This is a genomic window from Actinomycetospora atypica, assembly GCF_042653685.1.
Lineage (GTDB): Bacteria > Actinomycetota > Actinomycetes > Mycobacteriales > Pseudonocardiaceae > Actinomycetospora > Actinomycetospora atypica.
This window is the reverse complement of record NZ_JBHSIV010000039.1, coordinates 16,978-41,868: the sequence shown is the minus strand read 5'-3', so window position 1 is coordinate 41,868 and position 24,891 is coordinate 16,978. Positions and strand designations below refer to the sequence as shown.

The window sequence follows — 24,891 nt, the reverse complement described above, 5'->3', positions numbered from 1 at the left end:
AACCTGTCCGCGATGTGCTGAGACACATCTGTCCTAGATGTGCTGAGACATCACACCGTGTCCAGGCACGGACTAGTGCTCACGAAGCGCAGCTACCTGTCGACACCCGCGAGGTCGCCCCGCCGGCCGCGTCGAGCGCGGAGCGCACCTGGTCGGCGGTGAGGACGAAGCCGGTGTCGCCCTGGTCGACCGCGGCGCCGAACACGACGCCGATCACCTCGCCCTGCGGGTTCACCAGCGGCCCGCCCGAGTTCCCCGACTTCACGGTGCCGCGGATCGTGTAGACGTCGCGGGTCACGGTCTGCGAGTCGTAGATGTCGGGGCCGCGCAGCTGGATGCGCTGGCGCACCTTCGCGGGGCTCGAGGAGAACGGACCGTCGAGCGGGTAGCCGAGCGCCACCGAGTTGTCGCCGGTCTTCGCGCCGGAGAAGTTGACCTCGAGCGCGCGGGCCTCGAGGCCCGGCACCGCGAGCACGGCCACGTCGACCTCGGGGTCGTAGTAGACGACCCGGGCGGCCTCGGTGTTCGAGCCGCCGCCGCTCGAGCGCGGCACCTCGACCGACACCTCGCTGGTGCCCGCGACCACGTGGGCGTTGGTCATCACGCGCTCCGGGCCGATGACGAAGCCGGTGCCCTCGAGCGCCCGCGAGCACGACGGCGCCCGGCCCCGGATCTTCAGCACGCTCGCCCGGGCCCGCTGGACCACCGGGTCGCGCACCAGGTCGGCCTCGGGCTCGGGCACCTCGGCGACCGGGGTCGAGGCGAACGGGGAGAGCACGTCGGGGAAGCCGGAGGCGTCGAACATGGCCCGCAGCTCGTTGGGCAGCGCCCGCAAAGGGGTCGGCATCACGGAGTCGACCGTGGAGAGCACCGCGGAGTTCCGCAGCGCCGAGGACAGCGCCACGTTCGACGAGGTGGCGAGCGGCAGCGCGATCAGCCAGGCCACGACGAGGGCGGTGATGGCCTGCAGCACCGACCCGAACGTCGAGTCGACGGTGCGCACCGCACCGAGGCGCATCCGGTCGCGCACGGCCCGCCCGAGGTAGACCCCCAGGGTCTCGCCGAGCGCCACCAGCGCGATGACGATCAGCACGCTGACGACCACGCGGCTGGTGTCGCTCGCGAACGTCCCGACGATCAGCGGGGCGATCTTGAGCCCGAGCAGGGCGCCGCCGATCACGCCGAGGAAGGACAGGGCGGCCACCGCGAGCCCGTGGCGCCACCCGGAGATCGCCGCGGCGATCGCGAGCAGCACGACGACGACGTCGACCCAGCTCATCGGATCGTCTCTCCCTCACGGCGGCCGGCCGTCTCGGTGTCAGGACGGCGGGCCGTCGGGGTGGCGGGGCTGTCGTGGCGGCGGGCCCAGGCCTCGTCCAGGTCGCGGACGTCCCCGGAGTCCCAGGGCACCGTCCACCCCGCCAGATCGAACACCCAGGAGAGCACCACGGCTGTGAAGCCCCAGACGAGCAGGCCCTGCACGGCGAAGGCGGGGCCCACGTAGCCGCCGGGCGAGGTGACGCTGAAGCGGCGGGCCGGGTCGGTCAGCTCGGCCAGCGGCACCCGCACCACCGCGGCGGTCTCGCCCGGGTCGACCACCCCGACGCCGCTCGGGCGGGCCCAGTACGCGACGACCGGGGTCACGGCGAAGCCCGACACCGGGATCGTCACGGCGGGCAGCGTGGTCAGCGGGACGATCCCGGCCGGATCGGCGCCGGTCTCCTCCTGCGTCTCGCGGAGCCCGGCGGTGACGATCCCGTCGAGGCCCGTGCCGTCGGCGGCGTCGAGCCCGCCGCCGGGGAAGGCGACCTGCCCGGCGTGCTCGCGCAGGCTCGCGGCCCGCTCGGTGAGCAGCACGTCGGGGGCGCCGTCCTCGCCCTCGCCGAAGAGCAGCACCACCGCGGCCTCCCGGCCGGAGCCGTCGGGCCGGCGCCGGAAGGGCACGTCGTCCGCGGAGACCCCGGCGCAGGCGGCGACGAGCCCGCCCAGCCAGCCCGGGGCCTCGTCGGGACGCAGCAGCGCGCTCACGCGGCCGCCCTCGCGACGGCCGCCCGGACCTCGTCGGGCGTCGTGAAGACCTGCGGCGGGAGGGGGACCACGGTGCCGTCGGCCTTCACGACGAGGCTCGCGGGCAGCACCGGCGCCGCGCCGAGGCGGCGGGCGACGACCTGCTCGGGGTCGGACACCGAGGGGTAGCGCGCGCCGAGGTCGGCCATCAGGGCGAGGGCGTCGGCGGGGTCGTCCGCGACGTCGACCCCGAGCACCGACGCCGCCCCGGGCTGCGCGGCGTAGGTGCTGATCGCCGGGATCTCCTCGCGGCAGGGCCCGCACCAGGAGGCCCAGAGGTTGACCAGCGTGACCCGGCCCGGCAGGGCGGCGGCGAGGTCGACGCCGCCCGGGGCGCCGAGGCACTCGAGGGTGAGCCCGGCGAGCGGGGCTCCCGCCGAGGTGGGGCCGGGCGTCGGGCAGGCCTCGAGCGCGGCGCGCAGCCGGGCCCGGCCGAGCTCGGCCGGGTCGCTGCGCGCGGTGGGGGCACCGGACACCGGCACGGGCGCGGCGGACGGGCCGGCGGCGTCGCGGGGCCAGAGCGCGATGACGCCGACCACCACCACGATGAGGACGAGCAGGGTCGATCCGACCTCGGTGCGCGTCACCGCTCGAGGCCGACGAGGGCGAGGAGGTGGTCGGCCTCCGGCCCCTTGACGAGCTTGGCGGCCTTCGCGGGGTCGGTCTCGCCGATCCCGGCCGAGGGACAGTCCTTCGCGATCGAGCACGCGCCGCAGGCGGGCTTCTTGGCGTGGCAGACGCGGCGGCCGTGGAAGATCACGCGGTGGGACAACATCGTCCAGTCCTTGCGCTCGATGAGCTCCCCCACCTCCTTCTCCACCTGCACCGGGTCCTCCGAGGCGGTCCACGCCCACCGTCGGGTCAACCGGCCGAAGTGGGTGTCGACGGTGATCCCCGGGACGCCGAAGGCGTTGCCGAGCACGACGTTGGCGGTCTTGCGCCCGACGCCCGGCAGCTTCACCAGCGCCTCGAGCTTCGCGGGGACCTCGCCGCCGTGGTCGGCGACGAGGGCCTGCCCGAGCGAGATGACCGAGTTCGTCTTCGCCCGGTAGAAGCCGGTGGGACGGAGGATCTCCTCCATCTCGACGCGGTCGGCGCCCGCCAGCGAGGCGGCGTCGGGGTAGCGGGCGAACAGCGCCGGGGTGACCCGGTTGACCGTCACGTCGGTGGTCTGCGCGGAGAGCACGGTGGCGACGAGGAGCTCGAGCGGCGTGCTGAAGTCGAGCTCGCAGTGGGCGTCGACGTGCGCCGAGGCCAGGGCCCGGTGCATCCGTCGCGCCCGGCGCACGAGCCCGAGCTGCGTCTCGCCCGGCTTCACCGCGGCGGCCGCCGTGGAGCTGCGCCGCGTCGCGTTCCCCGCCGAGGTCATCCCTGCAGGGTAGAGAACGGGCCCGACGACGTGACGGGGCACGGTCGCCCACGACACGCCGGGCACACCCCCGGTGCCGGGCGTGAGGCGTGCGTGCGGGACCATTCCCCTCACCATGACCGCCTGGATCGCGATCCTCATCCCCCTGCTCATCATGGTCTTCGCCCTGGGCATGGAGCGCCTGGAGACGAGACTGCGTGCGGGCACCGTCCGCGAGGACGAGGTCGAGGACTTCCTCGAGCGCGCTCGTCCCGACGAGGTCAAGGCCCTGTTCCGGCAGGGCATCGGCGGGGCGCTCACGATGTTCCGCCTGCGCAACCTCGGCAAGCGCAACGGCGGGGCCCGCCGGGGCGGTCGACCGTCCGAGCCAGCTGGTCGGAGTACCACGAGCGGCTGACGGTCACCCAGCGGCGTCATGCCTGGCAGGTAGGGTCGTCCATCCGGTGGGACCGACACGTGGCCGACGCCGCGCGGAGAGAACCCGAGGCCATATCCGCCGCGTGTTGCGTGATCTTGTGGTTGCGCACCATTAGACTCGCGGTGGACGTGACCGGTGACACAGCGGTACCGGGAGGATCCACCTCCCCGAGATCGCATGGTCCGACGAGTCGGCGAGGAGCGGACGGTGGACGAGGTACTGGCCCGGGCAGGGATCTTCCAAGGGGTGGATCCGGCCGCGATCGAGGTGTTGACGGAGTCCCTCGATCGCGTCGAGTTCCCACGCGGAACCGTCATCTTCAACGAGGGTGAGCCCGGCGACCGGCTGTTCATCGTGCAGAGCGGCAAGGTCAAGATCGGCCGCCGCTCGCCCGACGGCCGCGAGAACCTGCTCTCGATCTTCGGCCCGTCTGACATGTTCGGCGAGCTCTCGATCTTCGACCCGGGCCCCCGGACGTCGACGGCCACCTGCGTCACCGACGTGCGGGCCTACTCGATGGACCGCACGGCGCTCAAGGAGTGGATCGGGCAGCGCCCGGAGATCGCCGAGCAGCTGCTGCGGGTGGTCGCCCGCCGGCTGCGGCGCACCAACAACCTGCTCGCCGACCTCATCTTCACCGACGTCCCCGGGCGCGTGGCGAAGGCGCTGCTGCAGCTCGCGCAGCGCTTCGGCTCGCAGGAGGCCGGCCTGCTCCGCGTGACGCACGACCTCACGCAGGAGGAGATCGCCCAGCTCGTCGGCGCCTCCCGCGAGACGGTGAACAAGGCGCTGGCCGACTTCGCCGCGCGCGGCTGGCTGCGCCTCGAGGGCAAGAGCGTGCTCATCCTCGAGCCCGACCGCCTGGCCCGCCGCGCCCGCTGAGGCCTTCCCGACGACGGCCGCCACCGGCCGCCGTCGTCGGGGGTCAGCTCCAGCTCTCCCGCAGGTACGCCAGCTGGGCCGCGACGGACATGTCCGCCGCCGGCCACAGTGACTCGTCGACGTCCGCGTAGACGATCTCGACGACCTGCCGGGGCGTCGGCTCCCCGCCGAGCCGCCGGACGGCCTCACGGACCTGCTCGAGCCGCTGCTTGCGGTGCGCGAGGTAGTCGCGTGCGGTCTGCGACGCGTCGGGCAGGTCGGGACCGTGCCCGGGAAGCAGCGTCGTCCCGTCCGGCAGGGCGGCGAGCCGGTCGAGCGAGCCCAGGTAGTCCCCGAGCGCGCCGTGGTGGTCGCCCAGCACCGTGGTGCCGCGGCCGAGCACCGTGTCGCCGGTGAGCACGCTGTGGTCGCCGTCGACGACGAAGCAGAGCGAGTCGGTGGTGTGCCCGGGCGTCGCGAGGACCCGGACGTCGAGGCCCGCCGCCCCGACGGCCTCCCCCGCCCGCAGGCCCTCCGCGCCGAGGCAGAGCTCCGGGTCGAGCGCCCGGACCGGAGCCCCGGTGGCCGCCGAGAACGCCCGGGCGCCCTCGGAGTGGTCGAGGTGGTGGTGGGTGAGCAGGATCAGCTCCACCGGGCCCTGCTCGCGCAGGCGGTCGAGGTGGGCGTCGTCCGGCCCGGGGTCGACGACGATGCAGCCGCGCTGCCCCGGGGCGCGCAGGATCCAGCTGTTGGTGCCGTCGAGGGTCATCCCCGACGGGTTGGCGGCGAGGACCACCCCCGCGGCCGCGGTGACCGGGCGCAGGACCTCGTAGGCCGGGTGGTCGGGGGCGTCGGACGTCGGGGAGCCGGCGGCGGGGTCCTGGGACACGCCGGCGACCCTACGACGACCCTTCAGGCGCCCGCGTCCTCCGGGCCGTGCGGCAGGCCGTGACCGTTGACCCGTCCGTTGGGCGGGGGCTGCGGACCCCGGGGGCCGGCCGGCGGCTGCGGGCGCGACGGCCCCGGCGACGGTCGTCCGGGACGGGACGGCGGGGTGCCGGGACCGGCGAACGGGTCGGCCCCCTCCGCCCGCTCGCGCTGGGCGAGCTCCTCGTGCAGCCGGGCCAGCAGCTCGCGCTCCCGGTCGGAGAGCTGGGCGACCGAGTCGTCCGTCTCGGGGCTCCACGCGGCGGTGGTCTCCGCCGGGTGGGGCTCGGCGGGCGGCGACCACGGAGCCGGCTCGCCCGACCAGCCGGCCGGGCTCGCCGCGGCCCACGGCGGGGCGACGTCCTGCTCGCCGGGGGGCGGTCCGTCGGACGGCCGGGACGCGGGCCCGGCCCAGGAGACGGGTCCGGTGTCGGGCTCCTCGGCCACCCGGCCCGTGGGCGACTCGTGCCGGTGCCCGTTGGTCCCGAGGGTGACGGGGTCGCCGGGGATCTCGACCGGGGACGTGAACAGGGTGTCGGGGCCCGGCACCGGGTGGCTCCCGGTCACGGGCGCTCCCGGCCACGCGGGACCGGAGCCGGCGCCGAACCGGGCGTCGTGCCCGAAGCGGGCCGGGGCGTCGGTCACCTCCCCGTCGCGGGTCCGGCTGTGGCGGGCCCGCAGGACCTGCGCGTCGGTGTCGGCGCTGTCGGAGGCGTCGGTGGGGGCGGTGCCGTTCCTGCTCTCCGGCGGCTGGGCGGGGCCCTGCCCGGGCAGGTCGGCGGTGTCGGCGCGGTCGTCGGCGGTGGGCAGTGGGTGCCCGTTGGACCGCGGGGCGGGGTCGGGCGCCCGGAAGGCCCGGGTCCCGAGGTCGTCGGGCTCCGCGCGGCCGTGGCGCCCGAGGGGCTCGTCGTCGGCCGGGCCGGGCCGGGCGTCGTCGTGCTGCTCGTCCCCGACCGGTCCGTAGGGCTCGTCCTCGTCGACCAGGCCGGGCAGCTCGTCGTCGTCCCCGGACGGGCCCTCGGGCTCGAGCCGGGTGTGCGCGAGCGAGTGCGGCGGCAGCGGGGCGGAGAAGTCCTCCGGCGCGGGGCGGGCCCAGAGCGCGGCGATCCGGCGGGCGGTGACCGAGAGGTCGTCGTCGATGGTCGTCGGGCCCGGGGCGCCGTCGACGGGCTCGTCGGCGGCCGCGGGGACGTCCGGCTCCGCAGGGCGAGTCGGGTCCGGGCGGGCCGGTTCCGGGCGCGTGGCGTCGGGACGGGCGGGTTCCGGCGCGGTGGTGCGTGCGACCCCGGCGTCGGCGACGGTGCGCCACGTCTCGCCGTCGTCCTCGACGACCTCGACGGCTCCCGTGCCGAAACGGGGCGGCTCGGCGCGCTCCGGCGCGGCCGTCTCGGGAGCGGCCCGGCCGGCGGTGGGCTCGTCGGCGGCCAGCGGGCGGGCCGCGGCGAGGGCGTCCCGGTGGTAGGCGGGGAGGCCGGCGCCGGTGGCGAACACCTCGACCGAGGTGCCGCCCAGGCCCCGGGCCGCGTGGGCCAGGTGGTGGACGACGTGGTCGCAGTCGTCGGGGTCGCTCGTCTCGACGAGCACCACGCGGTGCGGGACCGGGCCGGGAGCGGCGCCGGCGGGGGTGACCCGCCAGCTCTCGCGGACCGCGACGACGCCGGTGAGACGGCGGGCGGCGCGGGCCAGCGGCAGCCCCGAGGGCCGGTCGCCCGCGGCCGGGACGAAGCGGTGGACGCGGTGGCGGGCGGCGTCGGGGTCGATGGGGAGCCGGCCGAGCACGTCGGGGTCGACCCGGGCCACCCCGAACCACGGGGCGAGCGCCGTGCGCTCGTCGGGCGTGATCGCGACGGCGTCCGCGAGCAGGCACCCGGCGAGGAGCTCCGCGGCCTCGGCGTCGTCCTCGACCGCGACCATCTCGCGGACCGCGGTGAGGGCGTCGTCGTCGACGCGGCCCGCGAGGCCGAGCAGGACGTCGTGCAGGCGGCCGGGGGTGGGCGGGCCGTCGTCGGGCCGGGCGGACGGGCCCTGGTGGTCGGCCGCCGCGGACGTCCAGGCCGACCCGGGGGTGCGGCGCGGCTCGTCGGAGACCCGGGGCGCGGGGGCGGGCGGGGTCTCGACCACGGGCTCGGAGGTCCCGCGCCCGTCCGTGGCGCCGACCGGCTCGGCCGCTCGCGCGGGGTCGGGGGACCGGGACGGCTCGGCGGGCCGGGGCACGTCAGCGGCCCGAACCGGCCCGGCCTCCCGGGGCGGCTCGGCGTCCCGGGACGCCTGGGCGGCCGATGACACCTGGGCCCGGGGGGACTCGCTGCGCGGCGGCTCCGCGGTCCCGGGCGGCTCGGCGACGGGGACGGGCTCGGCGGCGAGGACGGGCTCGGTGACCCGGGCCGGCTCGACCCGGGGCTGTTCCGCGGTCCGGGGCGACTGCGGGTCCCGCGCGGGCGCCGCGGCCTGCGCCGGGCCGGCGGTGTCGGCCACCGGGGTGTCGGCCGTGTCGGGCTCCGGCGCCGGGTCGGCGCCGCGGCGGCGCTGCTCGGCGACCCGTCGCCAGGCGGCCAGGGCCACCGGGTCGCGCCCGGCGGCACGGCCCGCGCCTGGGGACGGCGGTCGCCCGGCGGGACGCCGGTCGGGACCCGATGGCTCGGGGCGCGGGAATCCGGCCTCAGCCATGACGTACCAGCTCCGCAGGGGACGAGGGGGCGCCGGACCGCTGGTCGGCGGGGCGGGCCGTGGAGCGGGCCGAGGTGCCCTCGGGCGCGGGGACCGGGCCGAGGGTCCCCGCCCGCCAGAGCACCTCGGACGAGGCGAAGGCCGCGCGGTGGTAGCCGGTGGTGGGGGTCCCGTCGCCGATCACCTCGACGCAGGGCGTGCCGTCACCGTGGGCCCGCAGAGCTCGCTGGACGGTGCCGGTGAGGGCGCGCAGGTCGCCCGCGGCGCTGACGAGGACCACGCGGGCGCGGTCGGGCCCGCTGCGCCAGGCCCGCCGGACCTCGCCCACGTCGCCGATCGCGGGGACGAGGGCGCGCAGCACGAGGTCGGCGGAGTCCCACGGGACGGTCGACGGGTCGTCGAACCCGGCGGTGGGGTCCGGCGCCGGGTCGGCGTGCAGCACCGCGTCGACGAGGCGGACGGGCCCTCGCCAGGCGTGGACGGCCTCGCGCAGCAGGGCCCGCTCGGTCTCGGTGACGCCCACGCGGTGGCGCAGCAGCGTGCGCGGCACCGCGGAGCGCAGGGCGACGTCGGCATCCGCGGCGAGCCAGTCCCGCAGCCGCCAGAGCGCGCGGTCGGGCACGCGGCCGGCGAGGGACACGAGCAGGTCGTGGCACGCCCGGGCCGCCTCCGGCCCCGCGCCGACCGATCCCACTGCGTCCTGGCCCGTGCTCGCCACGTCCGTACTCCCCACCGCCGCGGCTGCCCGCGGCTCTCGCACGTCAGCTCACGCGAGGTCGACGACGACCTCAACCTCGACCGGTGCACCCAGCGGCAGCGCCGCCACCCCGATCGCCGAACGGGCGTGTTCGCCCGCCGGGCCGAACACCTCGCCCATCAGTTCCGAGGCGCCGTTCACCACCTGCGGCTGGCCGCCGAACCCCGGCGCGGACGCCACGAACCCGACGATCTTGGCCACCGACACGACGGCGTCGAGGCCCACGAGGGCGTCGATCGCGGCCAGGGCGTTGAGCGCCGCGGTGCGGGCGTAGGCCTTCGCGTCCTCGACCGACACCTCGGCGCCGACCACCCCGGTGGCCGGGAGCTCGCCGCCCACCAGCGGCAGCTGGCCCGACGTCCACACCTGGGTGCCGACCTTCTTGGCCGGCACGTAGACGCCCTTCGGCGGGGCGACCGGCGGGAGCTCGATGCCGAGCTCCGCCAGCCGGGCCGTCGGGCTCGTCACGACAGCGGACGCTTCAGGTACGCGACGTGCTGCTCGCCCGTGGGCCCCGGCAGGACGGTGACCAGCTCCCAGCCGTCGACACCCCACTGGTCGAGAATCTGCTTGGTCGCGTGGGTCAGGAGGGGGACCGTGGCGTACTCCCACGTCTGGGCACTCATGGACGCGAGAGTAGATGTCCACCCCGACACGCCCGGCCGGGCCCCGAGACACGCCACCGCCGGGCCCGGCGCGGACACGCTTCGTGACGGGGCCGGTGATCGCGGTGTGACCCAGCCCTCCGGCCGGGGAACGCGGGTCCGGGACGTCGGACCTACCCTGGATGCGTGAGTACTCAGCGTCGCCCGGGAGGTGTGGGGGTCTACGACGAGGCCGGTGTCGAGCGCTGGCCCGACGCCCTGGCCTCCGCCCGCCTCCACGTCGTGACCGGCAAGGGCGGCACGGGCAAGTCGACCCTGGCCGCCTCCCTGGCGCTCGCGCTGGCCGCCGGCGGGGGACGCACCCTGCTCGTGGAGGTCGAGGGCCGCCAGGGCATCGCGCAGCTCTTCGACACCCCGCCGCTGCCCTACGCCGAGCAGCGCATCGCGGTCGCCCCCGACGGCGGCGAGGTCCGCGGCCTCGCGGTCGACGCCGAGGAGTCGCTGCTCGAGTACCTCGAGATGTTCTACAACCTCGGGCTCGCCGGCCGGACCCTGCGCCGCATGGGCGCGGTCGAGTTCGCGACGACGCTCGCGCCCGGTCTCCGGGACGTCCTGCTCTCGGGCAAGGTCAAGGAGTGCGTCGGGCGCACGGTCGGCGACGACCGCCGCCACCGCGGCTCGCGCACCCCGCTCTACGACGCCGTGATCCTCGACGCGCCGCCCACGGGCCGCGTCGTGAAGTTCCTCGACGTCACGAAGGCGATGGGGTCGCTCGCCCGCACCGGCCCGATCCGCACCCAGAGCGAGGGCGTCGTCGAGCTGCTGCACTCGCCGCAGACGGTGGTGCACGTGGTCACCCAGCTCGAGGACCTGCCGGTGCAGGAGACCCTCGACACCGTCGACGAGCTCACCGAGGCCCGGCTCCCGGTCGGCGCCGTGATGGTGAACCGCGTGCGGCCCGCCCGCCTGCCCGCGGCGCGCCCCGGGGTCGACCAGGCCGGCCTGCGGGCCGGTCTCGAGGCGGCCGGGCTCTTCCTCAAGGACGACGAGGTCGACGGCCTGCTGACCGAGGTCGGCGAGCACACCGAGCGCCTGGGCGTCGAGTCCGGCGTCCGCTCGCGCCTCGACGCGGCCGGGATGCCGCAGATCGAACTGCCCGAGCTGTCCGACGGCGTCGACCTCGGCGGCCTGTACGAGCTCGCCGAGCTGCTGCGCGAGCAGGGAGTGCGTCATGAGCGCTGAACCGGTCGGCCGGAGCGGCGCGCGCCGTCCCCAGCACCTCGACCTCGACGCCCTGATCGACGACCGGTCCACCCACACCCTCGTCTGCTGCGGCTCCGGCGGCGTCGGCAAGACGACGACCGCCGCCGCGCTGGCCCTGCGGGCAGCCGCCCGGGGCCGTCGGGTCGTGGTGCTGACGATCGACCCGGCCCGCCGGCTCGCCCAGTCGATGGGCCTCGAGGAGCTCGACAACGAGCCGCGCGTGGTGCCCGGGACCGAGTCCGACTCGGGCGGCGAGCTGCAGGCGATGATGCTCGACATGCGCCGGACCTTCGACGAGATGGTCGCCGGGCACGCCACCCCCGACCGCGCGCAGGCGATCTTCGACAACCCCTTCTACCAGACGATCTCCACGTCGTTCTCCGGCACGCAGGAGTACATGGCGATGGAGAAGCTGGGCCAGCTCGCCGCCACGGGACGCTGGGACCTGATCATCGTCGACACCCCGCCCTCGCGGTCGGCGCTCGACTTCCTCGACGCCCCGCAGCGGCTGTCGTCGTTCCTCGACGGCCGCATGATCCGGCTGCTCTCCGCGCCGGCCCGGGCGGGCGGCAGCGCCCTGCGCAAGCTCGTGGGGTCGACCTTCAACCTGTTCGCCAAGGCCGTCTCGACGATCCTCGGCGGACAGCTGCTGTCCGACGCCTCGGCCTTCGTGCAGGCGTTCGACACGCTCTTCGGCGGCTTCCAGGAGCGGGCCACGGCGACCTACCAGCTGCTGCGGGCGCCGGGGACGGCGTTCGTCGTGGTGGCCTCGCCCGAGCCCGACGCCCTGCGCGAGGCCTCCTACTTCGTCGAGCGGCTCGGCGCCGAGCGGATGCCGCTGGCGGGCCTGGTGCTCAACCGGACCCACCCCGTGCACGCCACGCTCTCCGGCGCCCGGGCCCGCGAGGGCGCCGAGGCACTGGAGGCCGCGCGCGGCGACGCCACCACCGCGGCCGTGCTGCGGCTGCACGCCGACCGCGTGGAGACCGCCGAGCGCGAGCGCCGCGTCCTCGCGCGGTTCACCCGGGCGCACCCGGGCGTCCCGATCGTCGACGTGCCGGCCATGGCCACCGACGTGCACGATCTCGACGGCCTGCGGGCCATCGGGGAGCTCCTCACGTCCTGAGGGGTCGCGGTGGCAGCGATGGCACATCGCTGACATCCCACATCAGGGAAGTGCCACGCTCGCCTGCCCGGGAACCCGGCCCGGACGGCAGCCGTGGCACTTCGCTGACAACCAATGTCAGCGAGGCGCCACGCTCACCCCGCGCGGCGGTCGCCCTTCGCCGGGCGCTCGTCCGACCCGCCCTCGGCCGCGCGCCGGGCCGCCGGGCGCCGCGGGACGGGCTGCTGGGGGGCGGGCTCCTGCGGGCGCAGGGCCGCCCGCCGGGCCGCCTCGAGCAACGCCGACCACGACACGACGTCGGGCCGGCGCTTGAGCAGCGCCCGCCGCTCCCGCTCGGTCATGCCGCCCCACACCCCGAACCGGATCCGGTTGTCGAGCGCGTGGGCCAGGCACTCGGTGCGCACCGGGCACGACCGGCACACCTCGCGGACGTCGCGCTGCTGCGCGCCCTGCACGAACAGGGTGTCCGGGTCCTCGTCGCGGCAGCGCGCACGGTGCCGCCAGTCCGGTGCCGCCGTCCGCGGCGCCGGGTTCGTCCGTCCTGCCTCGTCGTCCACGTCATCCCGCCCTCGCTGGTGCCCCGTGGCACCGGGGACGCCGGCCACCCCGCCGGCCGCCCCGGTACGCGCGACCCCGCCTGGTCGCACGCTCCGCCCTCTCACGGGGTTCGACGCACTCTAGGTTCGGACGGTTCCACGAACCACCCGGGAAACCGGATCCTCCTCGTGATCGGGTCGAGGGACGCGGGCAGCACGGAACACACCGGGGGGCCAGTAACCTGGACTCCGATGACCGGGGGAACGGAACGGGCCGACACCGACACCGACGACGTCCAGGGGCGGCGTGGCCTCGCCGCGCGCCCGATCGCCCGCCTGCTCGGCCTGTGCCTGGTCGCCGGACTGATCCTCGCCGGGGTGGCGTTCCCCCTGGTCGGTGGGGTCGGGCTGCTGAGCAACGACGCGAGCGACACCGTCAGCGCCACGTCGTCCGACCTCGCGGCCGGCCAGCTGCCCCTGGTCACCACGGTGACCGACCGGCAGGGCGCCCCGATCGCCTACCTCTACGACCAGAACCGCCAGAACACGCCGTTCGAGCAGATCTCGCCGACGATGCGGGCGGCGATCGTCGCGATCGAGGACCGGCGGTTCTACGAGCACGACGGCGTCGACTGGACCGGCACGCTGCGCGCCCTGGTGACCAACCAGTCGGCCGGGTCCACCCAGCAGGGCGCCTCGACGCTGACGCAGCAGTACATCAAGAACTACCAGCTCTACGTCACGGCGCAGAGCGCGTCCGAGCGGTTGAAGGCCACCGAGGCCACCTACGCCCGCAAGCTGCGCGAGGTGCGCGTCGCCCTGCAGCTCGAGCGCCAGCTCGGCGAGGGCACCAGCAAGCGCCAGGCCAAGGACGAGATCCTCCAGCGCTACCTCAACATCGTCTTCCTCGGGAACAACTCCTACGGGGTCGGCGCCGCGGCGCGCACCTACTTCAACACCACGCCCGACCGCCTGACGATTCCGCAGGCCGCGATGCTCGCCGGGATGGTCCAGTCGACCGCGGCGTTCGACCCGGTGGCCCACCCGCAGGCGGCCACCGGCCGGCGCAACGAGGTCATCAACCAGATGGCCCTGCAGGGGATGATCACCCAGCAGCAGGCCCAGGAGGCGCTGGCGAGCCCGCTCGGCGTCTCGAACGCCGCCCCGCCCGCCAACGGCTGCATCGGCGCGGGCGACGCCGCGTTCTTCTGCAAGTACGTCGTCGACTACCTCGGCGAGGCCGGCCTGCCCGCCGAGCAGCTCAACCGCGGCGGCTACACCATCCGCACCACGCTCGACCGGACCGCGCTCACCGCGATGACGGCGGCGCTGCGCGGCGAGGTCCCGGCCCAGGCGCGCAACGTCGCCGACGTCATGGCCGCGGTCGCGCCCGGCCAGGACCGCCACGAGGTCACCGCGATGGGCGCCAACCGCGTCTTCGGCGTCGACGGCGGCGCCCTGGAGACGAGCTACGGCCTGCCCTGGGAGCCGGTCAACCTGGGTGCCGGCTCGGTCTACAAGGTGTTCACCGCGGCGGCCGCGCTCGACAAGGGTCTGGGCATCAACTACCAGATGCAGATCCCGCCCGACGGCTACGCGTCGCCGATCTACCGCGACGGGCAGGGCAACCCGTTCCCGGTGCGCAACGCCGGCACCTACTCCCCCGTGCTGTCGATGACGGACGCCCTCGCGCAGTCGCCGAACACCGGCTTCGTCAAGCTCATGGAGTACACCGGCGTCGCGCCGGTGGTCGACATGGCGGTGAAGCTCGGCATGCGCTCGCTCGCCGAGCCGCAGGGCCGGGGCGGCAAGTCGATCGCCGAGATCGCGAAGGAGCAGAACCAGGGCTCCTTCACCCTCGGCGTCACGCCCACCAGCGTCCTCGAGCTCTCGAACGTCGGCGCCACCCTCGCCTCGCGCGGCAAGTGGTGCCCGCCCACGCCGCTGCTCGGGATCACCGACGCGGGCGGCGCCCCGGTGCCGGTCCCCGAGCAGCCCTGCGAGCAGGTCGTCCCGCCCACGCTCGCCGACACCCTGATGAACGGGATGAGCAAGGACGACCAGCCCGGCGGCACCTCGGCCGCGGCCGCGGGGGAGAACGGCTGGACCCGTCCCATGTCGGGCAAGACCGGGACCACGCAGGAGAACAAGTCGGCGGCGTTCCTCGGGTTCACCCCCGGCATCTCGGGCGCGGTCATCACGTTCGACGACTCGTCGTCCCCGCGGCCGCTGTGCGACGGCGGCGGCGACAGCCCGCCGTTCCCCTGCTCGCGCGGCAACATCTTCGGTGGCAAGACGCCGGCACGGACCTGGTACAAGACGATGACCCCGCTGCTGGCCGCCACCCCGGTGCAGCCGCTGCCCGCCACCGACCCGCGCTACGTGGCCGGTGGCACCGACGAGCAGATTCCCGAGGTCGTGGGGCAGCAGGTCGCCGACGCCACCCGGGCCCTCGAGGACGCCGGCTTCCGGGTCAACCCGACGACGGTGAGCAACCGCGCCCCCGCCGGTACCGTGGTCGGGCAGTCCCCGCGCGGGTCCGCGCTGCCCGACCAGGCGATCACCCTGCAGGTCGCGAGCGGCTCGGTCGCCGCGCCGCCCCCGCCACCCGGTGCCGTGGCGGCCCCGGCGGTGGCCACGGCACCGGGCTGAGCGGAGGCACCCCGGTGACGCAGCGAATTCCCGACGACCGGCCGCACCGGCTCCTGCGGACGGCCGGCCGGGCGGCCCTCGGCGCCACCGCCGCGGGGGTGCTGGGCCTCGGCTACGCGACCGTGCTCGAACGGCACTGGTTCGCGCTGCGGCACGCGACGATGCCCGTGCTCCCGCCCGGGAGCCGGCCGTTGCGCGTGCTGCACGTCTCCGACCTGCACCTGCGGCCCGGCCAGCGGCTCGAGGAGCGGTTCGTCGCCGGGCTCGCGGCGCTCGAGCCCGACCTCGTCGTGAACACCGGGGACAACCTGTCCCACCAGCGCGGCGTGCCGGTGGCGCTGCGGGCGCTCGGGCGGCTGCTCGACCGGCCGGGCGTGTTCGTCTTCGGGAGCAACGACTACCACGGCCCGAAGCCCAAGAACCCCGCGAACTACCTCTTCCGGCCCCAGCACCGCGTCCTCGGTCCGGAGCTGCCCTGGCGGGACCTGCGGGCGGCGTTCCTGGAGCGCGGCTGGCACGACGCGACGCACACCCGCCTGGAGATCGACGTCGACGGACGGCGGATCGCCGTGGCGGGGGTCGACGACCCGCACATCGGCCGGGACGACTACGACCGCATCGCCGGACCCGCCGACCCGGCCGGGGAGACCGGCACCGACGGCCCGCCGGTGCTGCGCCTCGGTCTCACGCACTCCCCCGAGCCCCGGGTCCTCGACGGCTTCGCCGCGGACGGCTACGACCTCGTCCTGGCCGGCCACACCCACGGGGGGCAGCTCTGCCTGCCCGGCTACGGGGCCCTGGTGACGAACTGCGGGATCGACCGCTCGCGGGTGAAGGGCCCGTCGCGGTGGGGCGCCCACATGCGGCTGCACGTCTCGGCGGGCGTCGGGACCTCGCCGTACGCCCCGGCCCGGTTCTGCTGCCGCCCGGAGGCCACGCTGCTCGAGCTCGTGCCCGCTGCCGTCGGCGACGCCACCCGGCCCCCGTCACGCCCGGCCGGCGACGCCAGGTAGAGTTCCGGGTGCAGCGCTGCAGAGTGCCTGATGCTCGGGGTGTGGCGCAGCTTGGTAGCGCGCCTCGTTCGGGACGAGGAGGTCGTGGGTTCGAATCCCGCCACCCCGACAGCAAGGCCCCGGTCCGTCCAGGACCGGGGCCTTCGTCGTGTCCGGTCCGGGAACGCCCTGCAGCGGTCCGGCCCGGTGACGAAAGGCACGAACTGGTCACCGGGAGGTAACGGTGCCATCATCACCCCCGATGACACGGATGGGTGACGCTCGGCCGGGCGTCGCGCACCGATCGGGGACGGCAGGAACGGATCATGGCTAACCACCGCATACCGGACGGCGTCGCGCGCCGCTACACGGTGAACGACTCCGCCGATCGGGCGCCGCAGCGCACCGCAGCGTCACCTCACGCCACCCTCGGCCGTCCGGCCGTGCCGGCGCCGCGGGCCGCCCCGGCCGGGCCGGCCCTGCCGCCCCTCGCGCAGCGACCCCTCGCCGCTGCCCCGGCGCCGCGCACCGTCGCCATGGCGGCCTCGTCGGCCCGGCGCAGCTCGCCCGACGAGATCGCCGCGATGGCCAGCACCACCCTCATCCCGAGCTCGCCGGGCGCGCGGGCCCACTCCGGTCCGATCTTCGTCGACGGCAGCGGGCGACGGGCCCGGCGCTTCAAGGGCGTCGCCGCGGCCGCGGCCGCCCTCGCCGCCGGCTACGTCGGCGTCGTCGTGACCGGCGCCCTCGCGGGCGCCAGCGGACCCGTCGGCGGCGGCGCGGTGCCGGTGGCCGCCGGGGCCTCGCTCGCGCCGACCGGCGCGCCCGCCCCGGCCGTCGTCCCCACCCCGGTCGTCGCCGACGCGTCCGAGGGGGTCACCACCACGACGAGGCCGAAGCCGCGGACCACGACGAAGAAGGCGGTCCCGAAGGCGACGCCGAAGAAGGTCGTGCCGAAGGTCGTGCCGCCCGTGGCGCCGAAGCCCGCGGCCCCCGTGGTCCCGGCGAAGCCGCCCGTCGTCGAGGAGCCGGCGACGCCGGTGACGCCGGACAAGCCCGAGCAGGGCGGGAACCAGCCGAAGCCGGCGCAGCAGCCCACCCTCGACACGTGATCCTCGCCCTCCGCGCCGCCCTGGGCGGAGTGCTCCTGACGATGGTGCTGGTCGCCTGCTCGGTACTGCCCTCGCCCGTGCGCACCGCGGAGAGCGCCCCGGCCGGGGGCGGCGGCACGAGCGCGGCCCCCGCCGCCGCCCGGCCCGGCCCGAAGGCCCCGCAGGGTCCGCTGCCGACCGTGCGGGTCGCCCCGTACGTCGACCTCACCACCCCGCCCCTGCCCGACCTGGGGGCGGTCGCCGACGCGTCGGGCCAGCGCGACGTCGTCCTCGGCTTCGTCCTCGCGGGCGACGGCTGCACGCCGACGTGGGGCGGCACCACCCCGCTCTCCGACCCCGCCGTCACGGCGTCGATCGCGGGGCTGCGGGCGCGCGGCGGAATCCCCACCGTGTCCTCGGGCGGCGCCGTCGGCGACTACCTGGAGACGCGCTGCCCCGACGCCGCCTCCCTGGCGCGGGCGTACACCCAGTCCCTCGACGCCGCGGGCAGCGACCACCTCGACGTCGACATCGAGACCGACAAGGGCCGCGCCGTGTCGATGGCCCGGGTCGCCGACGCCCTCGCGATCGTCCAGCGCGAGCGCGGGGCCCGGATCACGCTCACCGTGCAGGTGGAGAGCGCGTCGGTCGGGATGACCGACGACGCCCGCGAGCTCGTCACCGAGGTCGCCGACCGCGGCGTGGCCACCCGCGTCAACCTCATGGTCATGAACTTCGAGCAGGAGGGGACGTGGTCGGGCTCCATGCTCGACGCGGCCGACATCTCGCTCGCCACCCTGCAGCGGCTCTGGCCGGGCAGCGAGCCCGCCGACGTGGCGAACCGCGTCGGGCTGACCCTCATGATCGGGCGCAACGACACCTCGGCGACCACCTCGGTCGCGGACGCCGAGGCGGTCGTCGAGGCCGCCCGGGCCCGCGGGTACGGCTACGTCGGGGCGTGGTCACTGCTGCGCGACAACGGCGGCTGTCCCGGCACCGAGACCGAGGCCGACGACTGCAGCGGCGTCGCCCAGTCCCCGTGGGCGTACACGCGGGCGTTGCAGCGCTTCGCCTAGCTCCGACCGGCCCCGGCTCCGACCGGCCTAGTTGCCGGTCACCAGCACCATCCGGAACCGCGCGTCGTTCGCCATCATCTTCTCGTAGGCCTCGGCCGCCTTCTCGAGCGGCATCGTCTCGACCATCGGCCGGACGCCGGTGATCCGCGAGAAGTTCAGGGTGTCCTCGGAGTCCTTCGAGGTGCCCGAGGGGTGGCCCGCGACCTGCGCCGCCGGCCCGATGAGCGACATCGCCTGGATCGTGAGCGGGGTCTCGGCGGCGCCGACCACCACCAGCTGACCGCGGGGCGCGAGGCCCGGGACGAGCGCCGAGATCGCCTCGCCGCTCGTGGCGGTCGCGATGATCGTGACGGCCCCGCCCATGTCGGCGAGCGCCTGCCCGGGGTCGGTCGCCTCCGAGTCGATGTGGTGGTGCGCGCCGAGCTGCTTCGCGAGGTCGGCCTTGGCGGTGCCGCGGGAGATCGCGACGACCTCGCAGCCCATCCGCGCCGCGAACTGGATCGCCAGGTGGCCCAGTCCGCCGATGCCCAGGACCGCGACGCGGTCGCCGGGACGGGCCGCGCTCGAGCGCAGCGCGTGGAAGGTCGTCACGCCGGCGCACAGCAGCGGCGCCGCGTCCTCCGACGACAGCTCCTCGGGCACCCGCGCGAGGGCGTCGGCCGGCACGACGACCGCGTCGGCGTAGCCGCCGTCGAAGGTCACCCCGGGGATGCGTCCGTTCGCGCAGGTGATGAAGTCGCCGCGGCGGCAGGACTCGCAGTGGTGGCAGGCCCCGCCGAACCAGCCCACGCCCACGCGGTCGCCCGGGCTCCAGTCGCCCCGCACACCGGGGCCGACGGTGTCGATCGTCCCGACGATCTCGTGGCCCGGCACGATCGGGAACGGCGTGGCGTCCCCCATCGCGCCCTCCTTGGCGAACATGTCCGAGTGGCAGACCCCGCAGGCCTGCACCGTCACCCGGACCTCGCCCTCGCCCGGCTCCGGGAGGTCCCGCTCCACCAGCTCGAAGTCCCCGCCGGCCTGAGGCACCTGTACTGCGCGCACGTCGTCACTCCCACTGCTCGTCGTCGTCTGACCCGGACGGCCTACCCGTTCGTCCACCGGGCATGTGCGTCCGCCCCGTGGCGCGGGGCACGGGGCGCACGCACGGCGCCGAAGGTCAAACCGCCGGGTAGGGTGGTCGCACCCGCGCCGGAGCTCGTCGACGCCCCGCGGGCGCCACGCGCGGGAGGTGCACCGTGGAGTCTCCGACCGACCTCGCGCCGGTCCCGGGCGACCTGCCCGTGACCGTCCGCGCCGCCCTCGCCGACGGTGTCCTGCCCGACTCCGGCGACCGCCCCCTCGTCGTCCTGGTCGACGCGCCGAGCGTGCTCGAGCGGCGGCTCATCGACCGCTGGCTCGCCGACGCGCAGCCCGCCAACGCCCGGCGGGTCGAGTCGCTGCCGACCGGCAGCGAGCAGCTCGCGAGCCGGCTGACCGGCGGGGACAACCCGCTGCTCGTCCCCGTGCGCCTGCTGTGGGAGCCGGCCGTCACCGAGCCGGAGAAGCCGCTGCTGCGGCTGCTCGACCGGGTCACGCGCCGGTCGAAGCTGCGCGACCGGGCGCGGGCCGCGCGGGAGCAGCAGGACCGCGGCGAGGGCCGCCGGTACCGCATCGTCGTCGGGCGCCCCGCCACGGCCCGCGAACTCCTGGTCCGCCACCGCCGGGAGCGGATGTCGACCGACACCGAGGACTTCGTCCGCTTCGTCTCCCAGCAGGCCGCGCTCGCCCTCGACCGGGCCGAGCGCAGCGTGCTCGGCAACCGGTCCAAGGTCCCGCACGAGGTCAGCGACCAGATCGTCGGCGGCGCGCACTTCGCCCGCGAGGTGCGCCGCGTCGCGCAGGAGACGGGGCGCGACGAGGTCGAGGTGGCCGCCGAGGCCGAGAAGCACCTGCAGGGCCTCGTGGCGGCGATGGACCCCACCGCGGTCGACATGTTCTCTGGCGTGCTGCGCCCGATGCACGAGCGCGCCTGGGAGGTCCACGCCGACACCAGCGGGCTCGAGCCGCTGCGCAAGCTCAACGCCGAGCACGCGCTGGTCTTCCTGCCCTCGCACCGCTCGTACACCGACCCGTTCGTCCTCGCCGAGGTGCTGCGGGAGAACGACTTCCCGCGCAACCACGTGCTCGGGGGCAACAACCTGCGGATCTGGGGCCTCGAGGCCCTGGCCCGGCGCAGCGGGATCATCTTCATCCGCCGCAGCTTCGGCAAGGACGAGGTCTACAAGGCGATGGTCCGGGAGTACTTCTCCTGGCTCGCGGCCAAGCGGTTCAACCTCGAGTGGTACATGGAGGGCGGCCGGTCGCGGACGGGCAAGCTGCGCCCGCCCAAGTACGGCCTGCTCTCCGACGTGGCCCACGCCGTGGAGACCCGTCGCACCTCCGACGTCTACCTGGTCCCGGTGTCGATCACGCACGACCAGCTGCAGGAGGTCCACCAGATGGCCGCCGAGCAGGCGGGCGCCCCGAAGACCCCGGAGGGCGTGCGCTGGCTCGCGGGGTACGCACGCGCCCAGCGTCGTCGGGTCGGCGCGGTGCACGTGAGCTTCGGCGAGCCGCTCTCGCTGCGGCAGTCCCTGTCCCTGGCCGGTGACCCGGGGCTCGAGCGCGATCCCGACTCGCTCGACGAGAACGGCGACTCCCCCGCTCGCCGGCTGGCGCTGCAGAAGACCGCCTTCGAGGTGTTCGTCCGCATCAACCGGGTCACGCCGGTGACGCCGATCGCGCTCGCGGCGCTCGCGCTGCTCGGGGTCCGCGACCGGGCGCTGACGCTCTCCCAGGTGCGGCGCGTCGTCGAGCCGGTGCTCGACTACGTGGAGGCGCGCAAGCTCCCGCACACCGGCATCGAGTCGCTGCGCACCAACGGCGGCGTCGCCGAGGCGCTGCTCTCGCTGCGCCAGGAGAAGGTCGTCACCGCCTACACCGAGGGCACCGAGCCGGTGTTCTCGGTGGAGCCGGGCCACCACATCGTCGCCGCGTTCTACCGCAACTCCGCGATCCACCACTTCGTCAACCGGGCCATCGTCGAGCTGGCGGTGCTGGAGGTCGACGACGTCGAGGACGGCCGGGAGGCGCTGGCCGCCGGGTTCACCCACGCCCTGGCGCTGCGCGACCTGCTGAAGTACGAGTTCTTCTTCCCCGACAAGGAGACGTTCCGCAGCGAGCTGGCCGACGAGCTCTCCCTGATCGACCCCGACTGGACCGAGGTCGGCCGACCCGTCGCCCGGACCCAGGAGATCCTGCTCGCGAGCCCGTTCCTCTGCGCGCACCGCGTGCTGCGCTCCTTCGTCGACGCGCAGTGGCTGCTCGCGGAGCGCCTCGCGGCGTGGGAGCCCGAGCGGCCGGTCGTCGAGGCCGAGCTGTTCGACGACTGCTCGGCGGTGGGTCAGCAGCTCCTGCTGCAGGGCCGGCTGCACGGTCCCGAGGCCCTCTCGCGCGAGCTGTTCGCTTCGGCCCTGCGTCTCGCGGGGAACAGGGGGCTCGTGACCCTGCCCGAGAACGGGACGAGCACCGAGCTCGCGGCGCGCCGACGCGCGTTCGCCGACGAGGTCCGGGCCGTCGTGGGCCGGGTCGTCCGCATCGACGAGACCGATGCCCGCAACCGACAGGAGAGCACCGGTGTCCGGCCCTGATCCCGCGACGTTGCTCGAGGACGTCCGCAACTCCCCGGAGGGCCCCGCCGTCGGCGCCTTCTTCGACTTCGACGGCACCGTGATCGCGGGCTACTCGGTGGCGGCGTTCATCCGCCACCACGTCAAGACCCTCGACCTCAACGCCTCGGCCACCGTGAAGACGCTCCTCGCGGGCACGCAGGGGATCGAGACCGAGGAGGACTTCGTCAAGTTCCTCGGGATCACGCTGCGCCTCTGGGCGGGCCGCACCCCCGAGGAGCTCGAGAAGCTCGGGCGGCAGCTCTTCCGCGACGAGATCGGGCCCTCCGTCTACCCGGAGTCGTGGCGGCTGGTGCGCGCCCACCTCGAGCGGGGCCACACCGTGGTGCTCGCGTCGTCGGCGACCCGCTTCCAGACCGACCCCGCCGCGAAGGCGCTCGGCATCCCGCACCAGATCTACACGGCGGTGGAGGTCGGCGAGGACGGCCGGCTGACCGGGCACCCCGACGGCCGCAGCCCCTACGGCGAGGGCAAGGCCGCCGCGGTGAAGGACTTCGCCGCCGAGCACGGGGTCGACCTCGACCAGAGCTTCGCCTACTCCAACGGCAACGAGGACGTCGCCTTCCTCGCGACCGTGGGCCGCCCCACCGCGCTCAACCCGTCGGCGGGCCTGCGCCGTGCCGCCGCCGAGCGGGGCTGGCCGGCCGTCGACCTCCCCGGGCGACCGTGGACCACCCCGCTGCAGGTCGCGCGCACCGTCGGCACCTACGCCGGGATGATGGGCGGCTTCGTCACGGGCCTCGGGCTCGGCCTGGTCGGCGGCTCCCGCCGCGCGGGGCTGAACCTCGGCATCGGGCTCGGCGGCGACCTCTCGCTGCTCGCCTCCGGGGTGCAGCTCGACATCCACGGCGGCCACCACATCTGGGAGGCCCAGCCCGCGGTCTTCCTGTTCAACCACCAGAGCCAGCTCGACGTGCTCGTCCTCGGCGGCCTGCTGCGCGGCAACTTCGCGCCGGTCGCCAAGAAGGAGCTCGCGACGAACCCGCTGTTCGGCCCGCTGATGCGGCTGCTCGAGACGGCGTTCATCGACCGCAGCGACAACGCGCAGGCGCGCAAGGCCCTCGAGCCCGCCGTCGAGCGGCTGCGCTCCGGGGTCTCGGTGGTCATCGCCCCCGAGGGCACCCGCTCGGCCACGCCGAGCCCGGGGACGTTCAAGAAGGGCGCGTTCCACGTCGCCCGCCAGGCCGGGGTGCCGGTGGTACCGCTGGTCTTCCGCAACACCGGCGAGCTGATGAGCCGCAACGCGATGGTCATCCACCCGGGCGTGGTGCAGGTGGCGGTGCTGCCGCCGATCGACGTCTCGTCCTGGGACCCCTCCGAGCTCGACGAGCGCGTCGAGGAGGTCCGTCAGCAGTACCTGACCACGCTGGCGAACTGGCCGGGCGAGGACTGACCCTCACGCGTCCCGCTGCCGGCGCGTGACCACCACCGACACCACCACCACGGCGAGCGCGATCACCGCCGTCATCGCGAGGTCGAAGCGGGAGCCCTCGCGGGTGGCCATGTAGACCAGGATCACCGGGATGATCACGACGACCGCCCACGTCAGGTACGGGTAGGCCCACATCCGCACCGGCATGTCGGTCCCGTCGCGCTCGAGCGCCCGACGCATCCGCAGCTGGGACACCGCGATCACGAGGTAGACCAGCAGCGCCACGGCCCCGGAGGTGGCGAGCAGGGTCGCGAAGACCTCCTCCGGGAAGGCGTAGTTCGCGATCACCGTCAGGAACCCGATCGCGGTGGAGGCCAGCACGGCGGTCCGCGGGACGCCCCGGGCCGTCGTCCGGGTCACCGCGTCCGGCGCCTGCCCCCGGCGGCCGAGCGAGTAGATCATCCGCGAGGCGGTGTAGAGCGCCGAGTTCAGGCAGCTCGCGACGGCGACGAGGACGACCACGTCGACGATCGCCTTCGCCCCGGGGATGCCGAGCACGTCGAGCGCGGCCTGGTAGGAGCCGTCGTCGGGCAGGCGGGGATCGGTCCACGGCACGATGGCGACGACCAGCAGGATCGAGGCGAGGTAGAAGATCGAGATCCGCCAGATCACCGAGCGGGTGGCCTTGCGGATCCGTTCGGCCGGGCGGTCGGACTCGGCGGCCGCGATCGTGACGATCTCGGTGCCCATGAAGCTGAACATCGTCACCAGCACGGCCGCGACCACGGCGCCGAACCCGTTCGGCGCGAAGCCGCCCTGCGACACCAGGTTGGACAGCCCGCTCACGTCGCCGATCGGCAGGACCCCGGCGACGACCAGCGCCGCGAAGACGATGAAGGCGACGATCGCGACCACCTTGAGCAGGGCGAACCAGAACTCGAACTCGCCGTAGTTCGACACGTCGAAGAGATTGGTGAGCGTGAGCAGCGCCGTGATCACCAGCGCCCAGGCCCACTGCGGGACGGAGTCGACCCAGGAGTTGAGGATCGTGGCCGCGGCCGTCGCCTCCACCGGGATCACGAGCACCCAGAACCACCAGTACAGCCACCCGACGGTGAAGCCCGCCCACGGCCCGATCGCGTCGTCGGCGTAGGTGGAGAACGAGCCGGAGTCGGGCCGGGCGGCCGCCATCTCCCCCAGCATCCGCATCACCAGTACGACCAGCGTGCCGGCGAACAGATAGGAGAGCAGCACGGCCGGGCCTGCGGTGGAGATCGCCGTCCCCGACCCCACGAACAGGCCGGCGCCGATCACCCCGGCGATGCTGATCATCGTGACGTGGCGGTCGCGCAGACCCGCCTGCAACTGCGTGCCCGACTCCTGCTCGGTACCGGTCACGTGG

22 protein-coding genes and 1 tRNA gene are annotated in these 24,891 nt (G+C 75.2%); 11 read left to right on the top strand and 12 right to left on the bottom strand.

Annotation, left to right across the window (positions count from 1 at the left end; all coding sequences use genetic code 11):
• Positions 1 to 79: 79 nt before the first annotated feature.
• Genes ACFPBZ_RS25280 through nth form a run of 4 tightly spaced genes read right to left on the bottom strand, consistent with a single transcriptional unit; the run spans position 80 to position 3,436 of the window.
• Positions 80 to 1,279 (bottom strand): MarP family serine protease, encoded by a 1,200-nt coding sequence (locus tag ACFPBZ_RS25280; RefSeq protein ID WP_378038881.1) that lies wholly within the window; start codon positions 1,277 to 1,279, stop codon positions 80 to 82.
• Positions 1,276 to 2,028 (bottom strand): NUDIX hydrolase, encoded by a 753-nt coding sequence (locus ACFPBZ_RS25275; protein ID WP_378038880.1) that lies wholly within the window; start codon positions 2,026 to 2,028, stop codon positions 1,276 to 1,278. The genes ACFPBZ_RS25280 and ACFPBZ_RS25275 overlap by 4 nt, the downstream gene beginning before the upstream one ends.
• On the bottom strand, positions 2,025 to 2,654 hold the full coding sequence (locus ACFPBZ_RS25270) for a TlpA family protein disulfide reductase (RefSeq protein WP_378038879.1): 630 nt from the start codon (positions 2,652 to 2,654) through the stop codon (positions 2,025 to 2,027). Before ACFPBZ_RS25270 ends, ACFPBZ_RS25275 begins: the two co-directional genes overlap by 4 nt.
• Complete coding sequence (gene nth, locus ACFPBZ_RS25265) at positions 2,651 to 3,436, bottom strand: endonuclease III (protein WP_378038878.1); 786 nt, start codon at positions 3,434 to 3,436, stop codon at positions 2,651 to 2,653. The genes ACFPBZ_RS25270 and nth overlap by 4 nt, the downstream gene beginning before the upstream one ends.
• Positions 3,437 to 3,551: 115 nt before the next feature.
• Between nth and ACFPBZ_RS25260 the strand changes: the two genes are divergently transcribed.
• Positions 3,552 to 3,833: a hypothetical protein gene (locus tag ACFPBZ_RS25260; protein ID WP_378038877.1), complete on the top strand. Its 282-nt coding sequence runs from the start codon at positions 3,552 to 3,554 to the stop codon at positions 3,831 to 3,833.
• Between the two features lie 228 nt (positions 3,834 to 4,061).
• Positions 4,062 to 4,736 (top strand): cyclic nucleotide-binding domain-containing protein, encoded by a 675-nt coding sequence (locus tag ACFPBZ_RS25255; RefSeq protein ID WP_179796085.1) that lies wholly within the window; start codon positions 4,062 to 4,064, stop codon positions 4,734 to 4,736.
• Positions 4,737 to 4,779: 43 nt separating this feature from the next.
• Here ACFPBZ_RS25255 and ACFPBZ_RS25250 read toward each other — a convergent pair whose 3' ends face one another.
• From ACFPBZ_RS25250 to ACFPBZ_RS25230, 5 genes are read right to left on the bottom strand one after another with little or no spacing between them, the layout of a single operon-like run.
• On the bottom strand, positions 4,780 to 5,604 hold the full coding sequence (locus ACFPBZ_RS25250; protein WP_378038876.1) for an MBL fold metallo-hydrolase: 825 nt from the start codon (positions 5,602 to 5,604) through the stop codon (positions 4,780 to 4,782).
• Positions 5,605 to 5,627: 23 nt separating this feature from the next.
• On the bottom strand, positions 5,628 to 8,309 hold the full coding sequence (locus ACFPBZ_RS25245; RefSeq protein WP_378038875.1) for a hypothetical protein: 2,682 nt from the start codon (positions 8,307 to 8,309) through the stop codon (positions 5,628 to 5,630).
• Positions 8,302 to 9,027 (bottom strand): hypothetical protein, encoded by a 726-nt coding sequence (locus ACFPBZ_RS25240; RefSeq protein ID WP_378038874.1) that lies wholly within the window; start codon positions 9,025 to 9,027, stop codon positions 8,302 to 8,304. The genes ACFPBZ_RS25245 and ACFPBZ_RS25240 overlap by 8 nt, the downstream gene beginning before the upstream one ends.
• A gap of 48 nt (positions 9,028 to 9,075) precedes the next feature.
• The gene (locus ACFPBZ_RS25235) at positions 9,076 to 9,534 is read right to left on the bottom strand and encodes a RidA family protein (RefSeq protein WP_378038873.1); all 459 of its coding nucleotides are present in this window, start codon (positions 9,532 to 9,534) and stop codon (positions 9,076 to 9,078) included.
• Positions 9,531 to 9,692 carry a DUF4177 domain-containing protein gene (locus ACFPBZ_RS25230; protein WP_331629688.1) on the bottom strand — a complete coding sequence of 54 codons (162 nt, stop codon included), beginning with the start codon at positions 9,690 to 9,692 and terminating at the stop codon, positions 9,531 to 9,533. The genes ACFPBZ_RS25235 and ACFPBZ_RS25230 overlap by 4 nt, the downstream gene beginning before the upstream one ends.
• A gap of 165 nt (positions 9,693 to 9,857) precedes the next feature.
• Between ACFPBZ_RS25230 and bagA the strand changes: the two genes are divergently transcribed.
• Together bagA and bagB are read left to right on the top strand one after the other, a co-directional pair.
• A complete protein-coding gene (bagA, locus tag ACFPBZ_RS25225) occupies positions 9,858 to 10,913 on the top strand; it encodes an ATPase BagA (protein WP_378038872.1) in 1,056 nt (351 codons plus the stop codon).
• On the top strand, positions 10,903 to 12,060 hold the full coding sequence (bagB, locus tag ACFPBZ_RS25220) for an ATPase BagB (protein WP_378038871.1): 1,158 nt from the start codon (positions 10,903 to 10,905) through the stop codon (positions 12,058 to 12,060). Before bagA ends, bagB begins: the two co-directional genes overlap by 11 nt.
• 134 nt (positions 12,061 to 12,194) lie before the next feature.
• On the opposite strand, the gene ACFPBZ_RS25215 is transcribed toward bagB, so the two are convergent.
• Positions 12,195 to 12,617: a WhiB family transcriptional regulator gene (locus ACFPBZ_RS25215; RefSeq protein ID WP_378038870.1), complete on the bottom strand. Its 423-nt coding sequence runs from the start codon at positions 12,615 to 12,617 to the stop codon at positions 12,195 to 12,197.
• 231 nt (positions 12,618 to 12,848) lie between these two features.
• On the opposite strand from ACFPBZ_RS25215, the gene ACFPBZ_RS25210 reads away from it, so the two are divergent.
• From ACFPBZ_RS25210 to ACFPBZ_RS25190, 5 genes are all read left to right on the top strand, one after another.
• Entirely contained in the window at positions 12,849 to 15,248 is a 2,400-nt protein-coding gene (locus tag ACFPBZ_RS25210; RefSeq protein WP_378038869.1) for a penicillin-binding protein, read from the top strand.
• Positions 15,249 to 15,262: 14 nt separating this feature from the next.
• On the top strand, positions 15,263 to 16,261 hold the full coding sequence (locus ACFPBZ_RS25205) for a metallophosphoesterase (RefSeq protein WP_378038868.1): 999 nt from the start codon (positions 15,263 to 15,265) through the stop codon (positions 16,259 to 16,261).
• Positions 16,262 to 16,296: 35 nt separating this feature from the next.
• Positions 16,297 to 16,370 (top strand) — tRNA-Pro (locus tag ACFPBZ_RS25200).
• Positions 16,371 to 16,566: 196 nt separating this feature from the next.
• Entirely contained in the window at positions 16,567 to 17,352 is a 786-nt protein-coding gene (locus tag ACFPBZ_RS25195) for a hypothetical protein (RefSeq protein ID WP_378038867.1), read from the top strand.
• The gene (locus ACFPBZ_RS25190; RefSeq protein WP_378038866.1) at positions 17,349 to 18,407 is read left to right on the top strand and encodes a glycoside hydrolase family 18 protein; all 1,059 of its coding nucleotides are present in this window, start codon (positions 17,349 to 17,351) and stop codon (positions 18,405 to 18,407) included. Before ACFPBZ_RS25195 ends, ACFPBZ_RS25190 begins: the two co-directional genes overlap by 4 nt.
• A gap of 27 nt (positions 18,408 to 18,434) precedes the next feature.
• Here ACFPBZ_RS25190 and ACFPBZ_RS25185 read toward each other — a convergent pair whose 3' ends face one another.
• Positions 18,435 to 19,451 (bottom strand): alcohol dehydrogenase, encoded by a 1,017-nt coding sequence (locus tag ACFPBZ_RS25185; RefSeq protein ID WP_378038865.1) that lies wholly within the window; start codon positions 19,449 to 19,451, stop codon positions 18,435 to 18,437.
• A gap of 194 nt (positions 19,452 to 19,645) precedes the next feature.
• Here ACFPBZ_RS25185 and ACFPBZ_RS25180 point away from each other — a divergent pair, with 194 nt between their 5' ends.
• Both ACFPBZ_RS25180 and ACFPBZ_RS25175 read left to right on the top strand, forming a co-directional pair.
• Positions 19,646 to 22,078 (top strand): glycerol-3-phosphate 1-O-acyltransferase, encoded by a 2,433-nt coding sequence (locus tag ACFPBZ_RS25180; RefSeq protein ID WP_378038864.1) that lies wholly within the window; start codon positions 19,646 to 19,648, stop codon positions 22,076 to 22,078.
• Complete coding sequence (locus ACFPBZ_RS25175) at positions 22,065 to 23,510, top strand: HAD-IB family hydrolase (RefSeq protein ID WP_378038863.1); 1,446 nt, start codon at positions 22,065 to 22,067, stop codon at positions 23,508 to 23,510. Before ACFPBZ_RS25180 ends, ACFPBZ_RS25175 begins: the two co-directional genes overlap by 14 nt.
• A gap of 3 nt (positions 23,511 to 23,513) precedes the next feature.
• On the opposite strand, the gene gabP is transcribed toward ACFPBZ_RS25175, so the two are convergent.
• The gene (gene gabP, locus ACFPBZ_RS25170; protein ID WP_378038862.1) at positions 23,514 to 24,887 is read right to left on the bottom strand and encodes a GABA permease; all 1,374 of its coding nucleotides are present in this window, start codon (positions 24,885 to 24,887) and stop codon (positions 23,514 to 23,516) included.
• Positions 24,888 to 24,891 lie beyond the last annotated feature (4 nt).